6 protein-coding genes are annotated in these 14,526 nt (G+C 71.2%); all 6 read right to left on the reverse strand.

Going from position 1 to position 14,526, the window contains the following annotated elements; translation table 11 throughout:
* Nucleotides 1-17: 17 nt before the first annotated feature.
* The 6 genes from IT779_RS09510 to IT779_RS37605 are packed head-to-tail and all read right to left on the reverse strand — an operon-like array spanning nt 18 to nt 14,520.
* Nucleotides 18-1,394, reverse strand: coding sequence for an acetyl-CoA carboxylase biotin carboxylase subunit (locus tag IT779_RS09510; RefSeq protein ID WP_332838730.1), 1,377 nt, complete (start codon nt 1,392-1,394; stop codon nt 18-20).
* Nucleotides 1,391-1,948: an acetyl-CoA carboxylase biotin carboxyl carrier protein gene (locus tag IT779_RS09515; RefSeq protein ID WP_196148855.1), complete on the reverse strand. Its 558-nt coding sequence runs from the start codon at nt 1,946-1,948 to the stop codon at nt 1,391-1,393. The genes IT779_RS09510 and IT779_RS09515 overlap by 4 nt, the downstream gene beginning before the upstream one ends.
* Nucleotides 1,945-3,621, reverse strand: coding sequence for an acetyl-CoA carboxylase carboxyl transferase subunit alpha (accA, locus tag IT779_RS09520; RefSeq protein WP_196148856.1), 1,677 nt, complete (start codon nt 3,619-3,621; stop codon nt 1,945-1,947). Before accA ends, IT779_RS09515 begins: the two co-directional genes overlap by 4 nt.
* A complete protein-coding gene (locus IT779_RS09525) occupies nt 3,618-5,186 on the reverse strand; it encodes a PfaD family polyunsaturated fatty acid/polyketide biosynthesis protein (RefSeq protein ID WP_196148857.1) in 1,569 nt (522 codons plus the stop codon). The genes accA and IT779_RS09525 overlap by 4 nt, the downstream gene beginning before the upstream one ends.
* Entirely contained in the window at nt 5,183-7,357 is a 2,175-nt protein-coding gene (locus IT779_RS09530) for a beta-hydroxydecanoyl-ACP dehydratase (protein WP_196148858.1), read from the reverse strand. The genes IT779_RS09525 and IT779_RS09530 overlap by 4 nt, the downstream gene beginning before the upstream one ends.
* Entirely contained in the window at nt 7,354-14,520 is a 7,167-nt protein-coding gene (locus IT779_RS37605; protein WP_196148859.1) for a type I polyketide synthase, read from the reverse strand. The genes IT779_RS09530 and IT779_RS37605 overlap by 4 nt, the downstream gene beginning before the upstream one ends.
* Nucleotides 14,521-14,526: the final 6 nt, after the last annotated feature.

Here is a 14,526-nt window from a genome sequence, read left to right on the forward strand (position 1 = left end):
TCTTCGTCGTCCGGCGCTCAGGAACCCACGGACACGGGCTCGGTGAGGGCGCCGATCAGCGCGGTGTCGTGCTCGGCCGTGACGAAGCGCGGATGGTCGAGGACATCGTGCAGGAAACGCGCGGTGGTGGCCACGCCCGCGCCGTCGATCCTGGTCTCGGCCAGCGCTCGACGCATCCGCGTGATCGCCGCGGACCGGTCCTCACCCCAGACGATCACCTTCGCCAGCAGCGAATCGTAGTGCGGCGGAATCGTATAACCGGATTCGACGTGGGTGTCGACCCGCACGAACGGGCCGCCGGGCAGCACGCATTCGGTGAGTGTGCCCGGCGCCGGTGCGAATTCGCGCGCCGGGTCCTCGGCGTTGATCCGGCATTCGATGGCGACCCCGCGCGGCACGGCGATGTCGTCGGGCAGATCCAACGGAAGTCCGGCCGCGATCCGCAGCTGCTGGGCGACCAGGTCGATGCCGGTGACCATCTCGGTGACCGGATGTTCCACCTGGAGGCGGCAATTCACTTCCATGAAGTAGAAGCGGCCCTGCGGGTCGAGCAGGAATTCGAAGGTGCCCGCGCCGACGTAGCCGACCGAGGCCGCGCCGCGCACCGCCGTCTCGCCGATCCGCGCGAGGAGTTCGTCGGACAGTCCCGGTGCGGGCGATTCCTCGACCAGCTTCTGGTGGCGGCGTTGCAGCGAGCAGTCGCGTGCGCCCAGGTGCAGCACCGTGCCGTGGTGATCGGCCAGGATCTGCACCTCGACGTGCCGCGCGGAATCGAGATAGCGCTCCACGTAGAGACGTCCGTCGCCGAAGACCGCGCTCGCGTTGGCGCGGGTGTCGCGCCAGGCCTGCGCGAAGTCACCGGAGTCGCGCACCACGCGCATCCCGCGACCGCCGCCGCCCGCCACGGCCTTGATGATCACCGGGTAGCCGATCTCGTCGGCCAGCGCATTGGCCTCCTCGGCCGAGTCCAGGGGTTCGCGGCTGCCGGGCAACAGCGGCAGCCCCGCCGCCGACATCAGGGTGCGCGCGGTGGATTTGTCGCCGAGATCGGCCATCACGGCGGCTGGGGCGCCGATGAACACGAACCCCTCGGCCTCGCACACCTCGGCGAAATCCGGGTTCTCCGAAAGGAATCCGTATCCGGGGTGGATGGCGTCGGCGCCGGTCGCGCGGGCCGCCTCGACGATCGCGGGAATGTGCAGATAGCTGCGCTTGGCGGGGCCGGGTCCGATGCGGTAGGCGCGATCGGCCATGCGCACCGCCGCCGACTCGGCGTCGGCCTCGGAATACACCGCGACGGTGGCGATCCCGAGTTCGGCGCAGGTGCGGATGATCCGCACGGCGATCTCGCCGCGATTGGCGACGAGCACCGTGCGGATTCCCCCGATGCTCACCGGACCGCCTCGAGCCGCAGCAGCGGCGCGCCGTATTCCACGGCTTCGCCGTTCTCGACGAGGAATTCCAGCACCCGGCCCGCGGCGGACGCGGTCACCGGGATCATGAGTTTCATCGCCTCGACGATGCCGACCTGCTGACCGGTGCGCACCGGGTCGCCTTCGGTGACGAACGGGGCCGCGCCGGGTTCGGGCAGCCGGTAGAAGACGCCGACGGTCTCGGCGGTGACGACGAAAGTATCGGCGTCGGAGACGGATTCGGCTGGTTCGGCGGGCGCCGCGCCGTTGCTCCGGCTGTGGCCGTTGCCGTTACCGTTGCCGTTGGTGCCGTTCTTCGCGGCGTCGTCGAGTTGTTCCGAGGTGGCGACGCTCGCGGCGCCGTTGCCGTTCCAGCTGATTCGCAGCGAGACCGGGCCGTTGACGAGGGTCACCGAACTGGGCGCGGTGGCGTCGCGCACCGTCAGCGCGTGCCTGGACAGAATGGTGAGCGCCGCATCGGCGTCGGACGGGTTCAGGGCACGGCCGACCGGTTCGGTGGCCACGGACTCGCTCATTGAAACTCCTGTGTCGGTCGGTTCGTGCCGAAGGCGCGGAATCTGTGGTGACGCCGCGCGAGCAGTTCGGGTGCGGCCAGCGGTTCGAATCCGAGGAGACTGTGCCGCAGCACTTCTCGGAGGTTCGCCGCCGCGGCGGACGGGTCGCGGTGTGCGCCGCCCTCGGGTTCGCCGATCACGCCGTCGGCGACGCGCAGCCGCAGCAGCGAGGTCGAGTCGACGCGCAGGGCCGCGGCGGCGCGCGGTGCGGACGCGGCGTCCTTCCACAGGATGGACGCGCACCCTTCGGGGCTGATGACCGAATACCAGGCGTTCTCCAGCACCAGCACCGTGTCGGCCACCGACAGCGCGAGCGCGCCGCCGCTGCCGCCCTCCCCAGTGACCACCGTGATCACCGGAACCGGCAGTCCCGCCAGCAGTTTCAGGTTCTCGGCGATGGCGACCGCCTGGCCCTGCTCCTCGGCCTCGATGCCTGGATAGGCGCCCGCGGTGTCCACCAGCGCGATGACCGGCAGGCCGAGCTTCGCCGCGAGCCGCAGCAGGCGCGCGGATTTGCGGTAGCCCGCCGGACTCGGCATGCCGAAGTTGCGGCGACGCAGTTCCTCGGCGCTGTGGCCCTTCTGGGTGCCGACCACCACCACCGGGACGCCGTCGAGGCGCGCGAGTCCGGTGATCATGGCCGGGCAGTCCGCCGACATCCGGTCCCCGTGCAGTTCGACGAATTCCTCGAAGGCGGTGTTCAGGTAGTCCAGGGTGGTCGGACGACCCAATTCCCTTGCCGTGCGCACCGATCGCCACGGATCACGCTCGGCCGGGTCGTCGAGCAGCGGCGGGCGGGCGTCGGATCTCGGGATGCGCCTGCCGCGATCGGCGGCCATGGCCAGCAGCCGCGCCAGGCGTTCGCGCAGCGCGGAACGGTGGCAGATCATGTCGACGATGCCGTGCTCGACCAGGAATTCCGCGGTCTGGAAGCCGGGCGGCAGGGTCTGGCCGATGGTCTGGCTGATGACGCGCGGACCGGCGAAACCCAGCCTGGCCTTCGGTTCGGCGATGATGATGTCGGTGCTCGTCGCATAGGAGGCCGCGACGCCGCCGTAGGTGGGGTCGGTGATCACCGAGATCGTCAGGATGCCCGCGTCGTCGAGCGCGCGCAGGGCCTGACTGGTCTTGGCCATCTGCATGAGCGCGATGATGCCCTCCTGCATGCGCGCGCCGCCGGAGGCCGACACGATCACCAGCGGCGTCCGGTCGGCCAGCGCCGCCTCGGCCGCGGTGGTGACGGCCTCGCCGACCGCGGCGCCGAGACTGCCGCCGAGAAAGCGAAAATCCATGGCGGCCACGACAACCCCCGCACCGTCGATGGCGCCGCGCGCGCACCGGAAGCCGTCCACCATCCCGGTCTGGGCGCGGGCCTGCGCGAGCCGCTCCGGGTAGGGGCGGGAATCTGTGAATTCCAGTGGGTCGGCGACGGTTTCGGCGACCGTCAGGATCTCGACGGAGTCCGGGTCGAGCAGCGCCGCGATGCGCTGCTCGGCGGTGAGCGCGCCGTGACCGTCGCATTCGGGGCAGATCCGGCCCGCGCGCTCGTAGCGCTTGGCGTAGACGATCGCGCCGCAGGCGGCGCACAGCAGCCACGCGGTCCCGGTCGCCGCGCCGGATTCGAGTGTGGTCATCGTTCCTCGCTGGGTCGTGGCTCGAAACGGGCGATCACGGCGGGTAGCCGCACGCCCGCGGTGCGCAGTTGCGCCACGCGGGTGAGATAGGCGGCGCCCGACATCAACTGGTCGGCGATATCGGCGACCGTGCGATGGCGCGGCTCGGCCAGATAGGTGCCCGCCGCCCAGCTGTTGAACGCGCCCATCGCCGGGCCGCACCAGATCTGGTAGTCGGCGGCGCGTTCGGCGACGCCGCGAATGCTCCACCCCGACGACAGGCCGAGATACCAGCGGAAGATCAACGCCATCTTGCGCTTGGGATCCTCGGCGGCGCCGATCAATTGGGCCGGATCGCGTTCGGTGAAGAAGGCGACGCAGTCCTGCCAGACATCCTCGGTCGGGCGGCGGAAGACCGTCGACTCCAGATCGGAGCGCAGGGCGTCGGGCAGCGCGTGCAGACCGTCGAATTCGCGGTAGGTGTCGTAGAGCCGGTGCGCGCGGGCGGCGAACATGGTGCCGCGCCGCAACACCTGCACCTGCACGCCGAGTTCGAACATGTCCGAGGACGGCGCCATCGCGCAGTCCGCGAAATCCGCGGTCGCCAAGAGTTTCTTGGTGGTCTCGGACTGATCGGCCTCGCGCGCGGCCTGATTCACCGAACCGGTGACCACGTAGGCCGCGCCGAGGGCGAAGGCCGCGGCCGCGGCCGCGGGGGTGCCGATGCCGCCCGCCGCGCCGACCCGGACCGCCGCGGCGGCGGGCACGGTCACGGCGACCCGGTCGCGGGCGGCGACGAGTTCGGGGAGCAGCACGGTCAGCGGACGCCGGTCGGTGTGGCCGCCGGAGTCGGCCTCGGCGGTCAGATCGTCGGCCATGGGCACCCGCTCGGCCAGGCGCGCCTGTTCGGCGGTGATATCGCCCGCCTCGACCAACGCGCGCAGCAGGGGCGCGGGCGCGGGCCGCAGGAACACCTCGGCCACCTCGACGCGCGACACCTTGGCGATCACCCGGTGACCCACCCGCACTCCCCCGTCCGGGGCCGCGGTGAGGCCGGCGGCGCGGTAGCGGACCACCTCGGGAGTCAAGGACATGAACGCCGACGCCTCGACACAGCGAATACCGTGGCGCAGGCAGGAATCGACGATCGCGCGCTCCAGCGCCGACTCCGACGGGCTGTGGATCAGGTTGCACGCGAACGGGCGGTCGCCGAGGTCGCGAGCCAGGCCCGCCAGCGCGGAGTCAACGATCGCGGGAGTGACACCAGCCGCGCCGTAGGAGGCGAGGTAGCCCGCCCGCGACATCGCCGACACCAGCGCCGTCGAGGCGATGCCGTTGGCCATGGCGCCCGCGGCGTAGGCGGCGCGCACCCCGTGCGCGGCGCGGAAACCGCTGTCGCCCAGACGCTCCGGCGGGAGCGGGCCGACCGCGGCCAGGACCTGCGCGCGCGCCGCCACCGTGTCGTCGGCGGTGGCGGCGACGCGACCGTCGTGCCGGATGATCCAGCACGGACTATTCGTATCACGAAGCAGCGCAGCGATTTCCGCAGCCGTCTCGGCGATCGCGATGGTCTGCGAGGTGGTCATCGCGAAGCCTTCCGGTCGACGAGTTCGATGGCGAGGTCGATGAGTTCGTAGATGCGCAGGCCAGGCTTCCACAGCGAACCGTCCACGGTGACGACGACGCCGTGCGGCTCGCGGCGCACCGACTTGACGTGCGCCTCGAGTTCCACGGTGCCGTCGGAGGGCAGGAACTGGCCGCGGTAGCGCCAGCTGAACGCGATGTCGCGCGGGATGCGGAACACCGGATCGGCCATGGTGTCGGCGAAACCGGCGTCGATCATCCACTCCTGTACGGCGTGGATCACCGACTCGACGCCGAGCGAGCCGGGAATCACCGGGTCGAGGTGGAAGTGGCGGGCGAAATACCAGTCCGACGGGTCGATGGTGCGCAGCGAATGCAGGTAGCCCGCGCCGTGTTCGCCGCCGCCGTCGACCACCGTGACCCGGTCGATCAGGGTCAGGTTCCGGCGCGCGCACAGCGGTGCGGACGGGTCGGCCCGGCGGGCGGCCACGTCGATCTCGCGCACCGCGGCGCCCGAATGCTCGGCCAGCCAGCTCGGTTTCGTCCGGCCCGCGTCCAGGCCGGTCTGGTTGGCCAGGGCCTGATCGCTGAAGTAGCCGAACATGGTCTCGCCGACGTAGAACGGTTCGCCGTCCACGCTCAGGGTGTAGTCGAAGGTCTGGAGTGAGGAGCCGGGCAGGATCGTGGTGGACAGCAGTCGCGAGGACTGTTCGATCGTCTTGTCGCGCAGATCGATCTGCCGCAGCACGGTCGCCTTGCCGCCCAGGTTGCGCAGGCTCAGCGTGGTGCCGGGCTGGGTGAGCGTCGGCCCCGCGTAGTAGCCCATGAGCAGCGCCGCCTGTAGGGAGGTCTCCATGTAGACGAAATGCGGCATGGAGTCATTGGCGGTGTCGGCGTAGTACCACGAGTCGGCGGGCGAATCGTATTCCGAGGTGTAGGCGGCCGAGTCCAATCGGCCACGCGCGCCGTCGAAATCGAGCACACGGTCGACGAGCAGCAGTCCGCCGGTGGGCAGTCGGGTCGCGCGCACGCCGGTGTACTCGGCGAATTCCGGGCCCATGGCGATGGTCTGATCTCCGCGCGAGAGGTGGACCATGTGGAATTCGTTGAGCAGCAGGCCGTTCGCGGCCTCGCCCGGTCCCACGGAGGTCCCGTCGCGCTCCACCACCGCCACCGACACCTCGAGTGCGGTCGCCGTGCCCGCCACCCGGACGACACCGGTGACGTGCGGGCGCGGCACGAGATCGATTCGGCCGACGAGCAATTCGAGGACGCCGGATCCGACGCTCGGCTCGGTCGTCGGATCCGAGCTCGCCGCCGCGACCAGGTCGCCGCGTGACAGACCCAGATGCATGCCGGTGAACAGCGCGAACACCTCGGCGGCCTGCACGGCCGCCGCACGCGGGTCGCCGTCGAATCCGGCGACCAACCTGCCCTTGCCATCGCCGCCGCGCAGTTCGATCGACTCGACGTCGGTGAGCGTCAGCGGTTCCGTGCTCGCGAGGCGTGCCACGCCGGGTTCGGTGCCGCGACGGTGACTCGGGCCGAAGACGCCCGCGATATCGCCGTCCGCGAGGCGGTGCAGCGCCTCGGAATCGAGGCGGGTCACCGAGGTTCGTGCGAGCGGTTTGAACGCGGGTTCCGGTGCGGGAGTGACAAGTCCGGCCGTGGGCGTGACACTCGAGGTCGCAGGCCGAACCGCCGCGGTGGTCGAGGCCGCGGACCGCTCGGCCGCACCTCGACCATTGGTCACCTCTCGGCCGCTACCCGCACGCGAAGACGCTGTCGGCTCGAAGACCGCCGTGCTCTCCGATCTCACGGTCCCGGCAAAGGTGGCGAGCGCCTCCGAGACGACGGGGAGGGGCGGCTCGGCCGGGGCGAGGGCCGCGCGGCGCAGGATGGCGCGTTGGATGGCGACCTGGGCGGCCAGGGTCGCACGGTGCGCGGCTACCACGCCTGCTCGGATCTCGCCGATCGCCGCGCGGACTCGGGGGTCGCCCGCCTCGGGTGCGGTGTGGGCAGTCCGGGCAGGTGACGAGTGGGTGGGCACCGCGGGTGCGGTGTCCGGGTGCGCTGCCGGGGCCGGACTCGCCGGGGCGAGGGGCGCCGGTTCGGGAGTGCGGGTCGCGGCGAGCGCGTCGAAGGGGATTCCGTCGAAGTCGAGAACTGTCATGACATCCACTGCCTCACCGAGGTGCGAAACTTCTCCGTCAGATCCGGTGTCGTCACCACGGTGACATCCGAGAAACGTTGCAGCACTGTGCCGTCCAGTAGGGTCGCGGTGGCGTCGATGCGGGCGTCGACCCGGCCCGCGCGCGGGTTGTCCACTATGAGCAGGAACGGCTCGCCCGCAGGCAGCGGCCCCTGGTAGTCGATCCGGCCGACGCCGAGCGGCAGGCAGGCCGCGCCGAGCAGGCGGTGGCCGAGTACCGGCGGGCCCTGGAGGATCAAGTCGGCCTGCACCGGGTCGTGCAGTCGTCCGGCGTAGGCACCGTTGGCCACGGTGGCAGGAGGCAGGACACATTCCAGCACGATCGCGGTGTCGGAGGCGGCGCGGATGGTGCGCATCCCCTGCAGCGCGGGTGCGTGGAACTGCACGCCGTCGCGGTAGATCACCACCGCGTCGGTGGGATCCCCGGTCGGTGCGGACAGCAGACCCACGTCCTGGCCGGATGGTTGGCCCGCAGCGACCGAGTCGCCGAGGACCAGTTCGGCGCGGAAGCGGACCGCGCCCTCGGCGTACACTGCGGCGCGGACGAGGGCGCCGTGCTCGTCGCCCGGCACGAGTTCGATGTCGAGTTCGGCGATCGGGTGATCGAACACGATTCCCTTGAGCACCTCGAACTCGCGGACGCCGATCACCGAACGGCCCGGCGCTCGACGTTCGGCGAGGTTGATCATCGCGCCGAGGCCGAAGGTCGCGGGGAGCACGATGTGTGTGCCGACCTTGTGCGCGGCGATCGCCGGGTGCTCGGTGAGCGAGCCGATCGTGCGCCGGGCTCGTACCGCGGGCGGAGCGCCCGTGTCGGGACCCGACAGCGCGGTGGCGGCGCCGACCAGTACCACGGTGTCCGTCGCGCGTTCGGCGGTGAACTGTTCGGTGAACGCGGCAGCGCCGGATTCCGGGGGCAGCAGCGGAATCTGCCTGGCGTTGAAGTACTCCCGCAGTTCGGGGGTCACCATGCCGCCGTCCCAGGCGCCCCAGTCGATCGCGGTCACGTGGCAGTCCGGGGCGGCTGCCCGGTAACTCACCGCGAAGCGGCACAGCGCCTCGTTGGCGGCGGCGTAGTCGGCCTGACCCGCGTTGCCGAAAAGGCCGGCCACCGAGGTGAACAGGATGAGGTGGCGCAGGTCGCCGAGCGCGGCGAGGACGGCGATCAGTCCGCCGATCTTCGGTTCGAGCACCCGCGCTATGGATTCCTCGGTCTTCGCCGTGATCATCGAATCCGCCAGGACGCCCGCGCCGTGCACGACGCCGGTGATCGATTCGCGCACCGGTTCGAGCGCGGCGCGCACCGCCGCCTCGTCGGTGGCGTCGACCGCGAAATACTGTGCCCTGTCGCCCAACTCGTCCAGGGTGGCGCGGATCTCGCGCACGCCGCGGATGCTCGCGCATTCGCGTTCGATATCGCGCGGGGTCACGCCGGTGCCTGCCAGCGCGCGCAGCGCCGCCTGTTTGAGATCCGAATCGGCCACGCCGAGCGCCCATCGCGGCTCCGGCTTCGGCTCCGAGCGGCCGAACAGTACGAACCGCGCCGGACTGCGACGGGCGAGGGCGAGCACGCACAGGGCGGTCACGCCGCGTGCGCCGCCGGTGACCACCAGCACGTCCTCGGCGGTGAGTACGCTCTCGGGCTGCGCATCGAGAGGGCGCACCTCGATCACGGTCCGCGCGTCCGCGTGTCGGCTCGGCGCCAGGGTACGGCGCGCACCGGTGGCGTCGATGCCGACCTCGATGGTGTCTCTGGCGCTGTCGGTCAGTTCGTCGAGCAGCAGCGCGGCGAAGCGGTCGCCGGTGACCGACGGGTCGATGTCGACAGCCCGGCAGAACAGCGAAGGCTGTTCGGCGGACAGTGTTTTCACCGCCCCGCCCGCGCCGCCGAGCAACGCGGAGACCGGGTCGGCGCCGCCGCGGTAACCGAGTTCGCCGTCGAGGCGGGTGACGGTCACGAAACCCGCGCGCCCGGCGGCGCCGAGCAGACGCGGGATCGACCGACCCGCCGTGAGGATCACCTCGGTGAGCCTGCGCTGCGCCTCGGCGCGGTCCGCGGCGCCGCCGACCACCACCACGCACAGGTCGATGTCGTCGCCGTCGGCTTCGGTGACCGTCCGCACCGTACGCACCCGCCATCCGCGTCGGGTGCAGGCGGATTCCAGTGCGGCGCGGTCGGATTCGGACTCTCCGGCGAGGTCGACGAGCAGCACGCTCGCCCCCGCGCGGTAGGTCTCGACGGCCGCGTCCACCGGGGCCAGCTCGACGGACTCGACCAGGTGCCGCGGCGTCGATGCCGCGGCCTCAGCTTTTGGGTGGACATCACCGCCTGTCGCCGCCGCGAACTCGGCGACGATCTGATCCAGCGTGCGAAGCGTGCCGAGTTGCTCAGGACCCAGGCTCGGCAGATGCGGAAACCGTTCCTGCAGAGCGCCGATCACCTGCACACGCTTGATCGAATCCACACCGAGATCCGCTTCCAGATCGCGCGTGGGGTCGACCATCTCCACCGGGTAGCCGGTCTTCTCGGCCACCACCTCCTGCAACGCCTTACGCAACTCCTCGTCGGAAGAACCACCTCCACCGGCACTGACGGGCGCGGAGGAGGACTCCCCCGCCGAGGTTTGCGTAGCGGGGACCTGCCCAGCCGAAACCTGCCCAGCCGAAACCTGCGCGGCGGGAGCCTGCGCGGCGGAATCGCCCAGCAGATCCACGATCTGATCCAGCGTGCGCAACGTGCCCAACTGCTCGGGACCCAGATCCGGCAACTGCGGGAACCGCTCCTGGAGAGCGCCGATCACCTGCACACGCTTGATCGAATCCACACCGAGGTCCGCCTCCAGATCACGCGTCGGATCGACCATCTCGACCGGATAACCGGTCTTCTCGGCCACGACCTCCTGCAACGCCCGCCGCAACTCCTCGTCGGACGGGCCACTGCCGATACCCGCCGACGCAGCGGGAGCACCCTGCGCAGCGGGAGCCTGCGCGGCGGAATCGCCCAGCAGATCCACGATCTGATCCAGCGTGCGCAACGTGCCCAACTGCTCGGGACCCAGATCCGGCAACTGCGGGAACCGCTCCTGGAGAGCGCCGATCACCTGCACACGCTTGATCGAATCCACACCGAGATCTGCCTCCAGATCGCGTGTGGGATCGACCATCTCGACCGGATAGCCGGTCTTCTCGGCCACCACTTCCTGCAGTGCGCGACGCAACTCCTCGGCCGAGGCCGAATCGTTCCGCGCGGGTGCGGGAGCTACCGAAGTGTGCGACGCGGGTGGCGCGACCGGGGTGGTCGGAACGGGAGGCGCAACCGGGATGTGCGCGGGGTCCGCACTCGGGGCGGGGATGTAAGTCTCTGCGGCGCCGTTGGTTTCGGGTGACGGCGCGGCGGGTGCGACGGCGTGGTGACCGTTGGCGGGCGCGGGTTCGGGGGCGGTGGCGGCCCGGCGCTCCAGCGCGGGGGCCGGGGCTGTGGGTGCGACTCGGTGGGCGGGGGCGCGGACCGCGGGTGCGGCGCCGCTCTCGAGTTCGGCCAGCTGCACCAGCACCTCGCCCGCGTGCGCGTGGCTCTCGCTGATGGTCACCCCGTGGTCCTTGACCGCCTCTATGGCGCGCACGGTGTATTCGTCCAGTGTGCCGCCGTTCAGCAGGCCCGCCAGACCGCGCGCCAGGTCGAGCTGGCCGTCGAGGTACTGGCGGTGCGTCTGCATGTGCTGCACCAGCGCGGAATCGACAGTATCGGAACCGAATCCGCCAAAGCTCGCGGACGCGTGAGCGGACTCCGATCGGGCCGCGACCGCCTCGGCTGCGGCGTGCGCGACCGGACCGGAATCGACCGACCGCGACGGCGCGAACTCGGCCGCCCGCGACAGCGCCGAGCCCGCCGACTGCGACGGCGCGACTCCTGGCACCTGCGACGCGCCGGGATGCGTCGCGTCGTTGGACGTTGCCTGCACGTTCGACCTCTCTACGACTCGGGAATGGTTTGCCACGGGCGCGGCGGCACCGACGGCGACCGGTGCGGACACGGCCGCGCCGACACCCTCTGACACGGCCACACCGACGCGCTCGGGTGCGGCGACGCCAACACTTCCGGGCACGGCCACACCAGCAGTTCCGGACACGGCCACACCGACACCTCCGGGCCCAGCCACACCGACACCTCCGGGCGCAGCCACACCAGCAGTTCCGGACACGGCCGCGCCCACACTTCCCGGTGCAACCACACCGACGCGCTCGGGTGCGGCTACGCCGACACCTCCGAACACGCCCGAACCGGCGCTTCCGGATCCGCCAACGCTCACGCGGTAACCGTCGGAGAGAGCCGCGGAGTAGGCGGCGCGGCGGCTCTGCGGCACGTATTCGGGCGCCGACAGCGACACCGTCATGCCGGATCCGGCGGACGCGGCGACGGGCTGCGGCGCGCCGTAACGATTGAGACCGCGCAGGTCGAAGCCGAGGACGGCGAGCCGGACGGCGGCGCGGGCGAGTGCGAGGCTGCCGTCGCCGACGGGGCCGGAGTCGGTGGCGATCGCGATCACGTCGTCGCCGAGGGTGCGGCGCACCAGCGAGGTGAGGACCTGTTTGGGGCCGAACTCCACGAAGACCGTGCAGCCCGCGTCGCGCATCGCGGTCAGCGCGGCCGCGAATTCGACCGGCTTGCTGAGCTGTTCGGTGAGGACGGCGCGATTGGCGTCGGCGTCGGCGCCGTAGATCACGCCGGGGGTGTCGGCGTAGACGGGCGCGTCGGGCTCGCCGATGCGCACCGAGGCGACGGCCGCGCCGAAGGCGCTGACCGCGTGGCCGACGTAGGGGGTGTGGAACGCGCCGGAGACCGGCAGTTCACGAGTCACGATGCCGCGTTCCGCGCATACCCGCGCGACCTCGGCGATGCCGTCCGCGCCGCCGCCGAGCACGACCTGGTCGGGGGCGTTGTGGTTGCAGATCCACACGTCCTCGACCGCGGCGACGAGTTCTTCGGCGATGTCGCGGGTCGCTCCGACGGCCATCATGGTTCCGGCGTCGACGCCGTCCTCGGGGGTCATGGCGACGCCGCGCGCCCGTGCGAGGCGGTGGAAGTCCTCGTCGGCGAGCGCGCCCGCGGCCCACAGCGCGGTGAGTTCGCCGAAGCTGTGGCCGAGGTATCCGTCGGCGCGCAGGCCGAATTCGGTAAGCACCCGGAACTGGCCCGCGGACAGGGCGCCGATCGCGGGCTGCGCGAATTCGGTGCGGCGCAACGTCAGTTCCTGTTCGGAGCGGGTCTGCTCGTCGAAGGCGGGCGCGGGGAACAGCACCGAGGACAGCCTGCGCGGCGCGCCCGCGAAGGCGGCGTTGGCGGCGTCGAAGGCCGCGCCGACGGGCGGATTGTCCAGTGCGGCAGCGGCTCCCATGTCGACGTACTGACTGCCCTGGCCCGCGAACAGCGCGCCGATCCGACGTTCGGGCAGCGCCGCGGCGCGGAAGAACACGCCCTCGGGGTGATCCCAGTGCCGCGCCAGCGGATCGCGGATCAACTCGTCGACGGCCAACTCGCGCAGGTGATCCGCGCTCTCGGCGTCGACCGAGACGAAGCCGACGCGCGCGTGGTCGTCCGGGATGTCGCCGCCGTCACCGGACGCGACGCTGCGCACCGCGTCGATCAGTCCCGACACGTCGGGCGCGTGCCAGATGTGCGCGCGCGGCGTGCGGTGCAGCACGACACCCGCGCGCCGCTGATCGGATTCCTCGAGGACGAGGTGGAAGTTGGTGCCGCCGAAGCCCATCGCGGAGGCGGCGGCCCGGCGCACCGGCCGCCGCGGATCCAGGATCCACGGGCGGGTGCGCGTGTTCACGTAGAAGGGCGCGTCCTCGGCCGCGATCAGGGCATTGGGCGCGTCCACGTTGATGGTGCCGGGCAGCACCTTCTCGTGCAGTGCCAGTGCGAGTTTCATGACGCTCGCGGTGCCCGCGGCGCCCTTGGTGTGCCCGATCTGGGACTTCACGGTGCCGAGCGCGGCGAAGGCGCGTTCCGGCGACGCCTCGCTCAGCACGCCCTCGAGCGCGGTGAGTTCGGTCTTGTCGCCGACGGCGGTGCCGGTGGCGTGCGCCTCGAACAGTTCGATGTCGGCCGGTGAGCAGTCGGCGTCGGCGTAGGCGCGGCGCAGCGCGAGCACCTGGCCTTCCGCGCGCGGGGCGTAGATGCTCTTGGCGCGGCCGTCGCTGGATGAGCCGAGGCCGCGGATGACCGCGTACACGCGGTTGCCGTCGCGGCGGGCGTCTTCGAGGCGGCGCAGCGCGAGCATGGTGATGCCCTCGCCGAGCAGAGTTCCGTTGGCGCCGTCGGAGAACGGGCTGATCCGGCCGGTCGGCGAGAGCGCGCCGACCTTGCTGAAGCACATGTAGATGAAGATGGTGTTCTCGGTGTCGACGCCGCCGGTGAGCACCATGTCGGCGCGCCCGTCGAGCAGTTCGGCGATGGCGGTGCGGATCGCGGCCATCGACGCCGCGCATGCCGCGTCGACGGTGCAGTTGATGCCGCCGAGGCCGAGTCGGTTGGCGACCCGGCCCGCGACGACGTTGGCGAGCAGACCGGGGAAGGAGTTCTCCTCCCACGGCGCGAACGCGGCCACGAATTTCGTCGCGATCGCGCGCGCGTCGTCGTCGGAGAGCCCGACCGAGCGCGCTGCCTCCTCGAGCACCGGCGTGGACAGTCGCGCCGCCAGCGGATGCATGAGGGGGACGGGTCCGGTGGTGCCGATCACCACACCGGTCCGGCTCGGGTCGTACCAGTTCGAATCCACCGCGCCCGCGTCGACGAGCAGATCGCGCGCGACACCGAGGCTCAGTGTCTGCATGGTGCTCGTGACCTCGAGCTGATTCGGCGGGAGGCCGAATTCCAGCGGGTCGAAATCGATGTCGGGCAGGAACGCGCCACGCCGGGAGTAGGTCTTGTCGGCGGCCGTCGGATCCGGGTCGTAATAGTCGTCCAGGCTCCATCGCGACGCGGGCACCTCTTCGGTGCAGTCCACGCCGTCGACGATGTTCTGCCAGTACTCGCGATGATTGCGGGCCTTGGGCAGCAGGCCCGACATCCCGACGATGGCGATCGGGTTGTGAGCCAGTCGTCTGTCGTCCGTCACAGGAAG

The sequence above is a fragment of the Nocardia bovistercoris genome (assembly GCF_015674855.1).
Lineage (GTDB): Bacteria > Actinomycetota > Actinomycetes > Mycobacteriales > Mycobacteriaceae > Nocardia > Nocardia bovistercoris.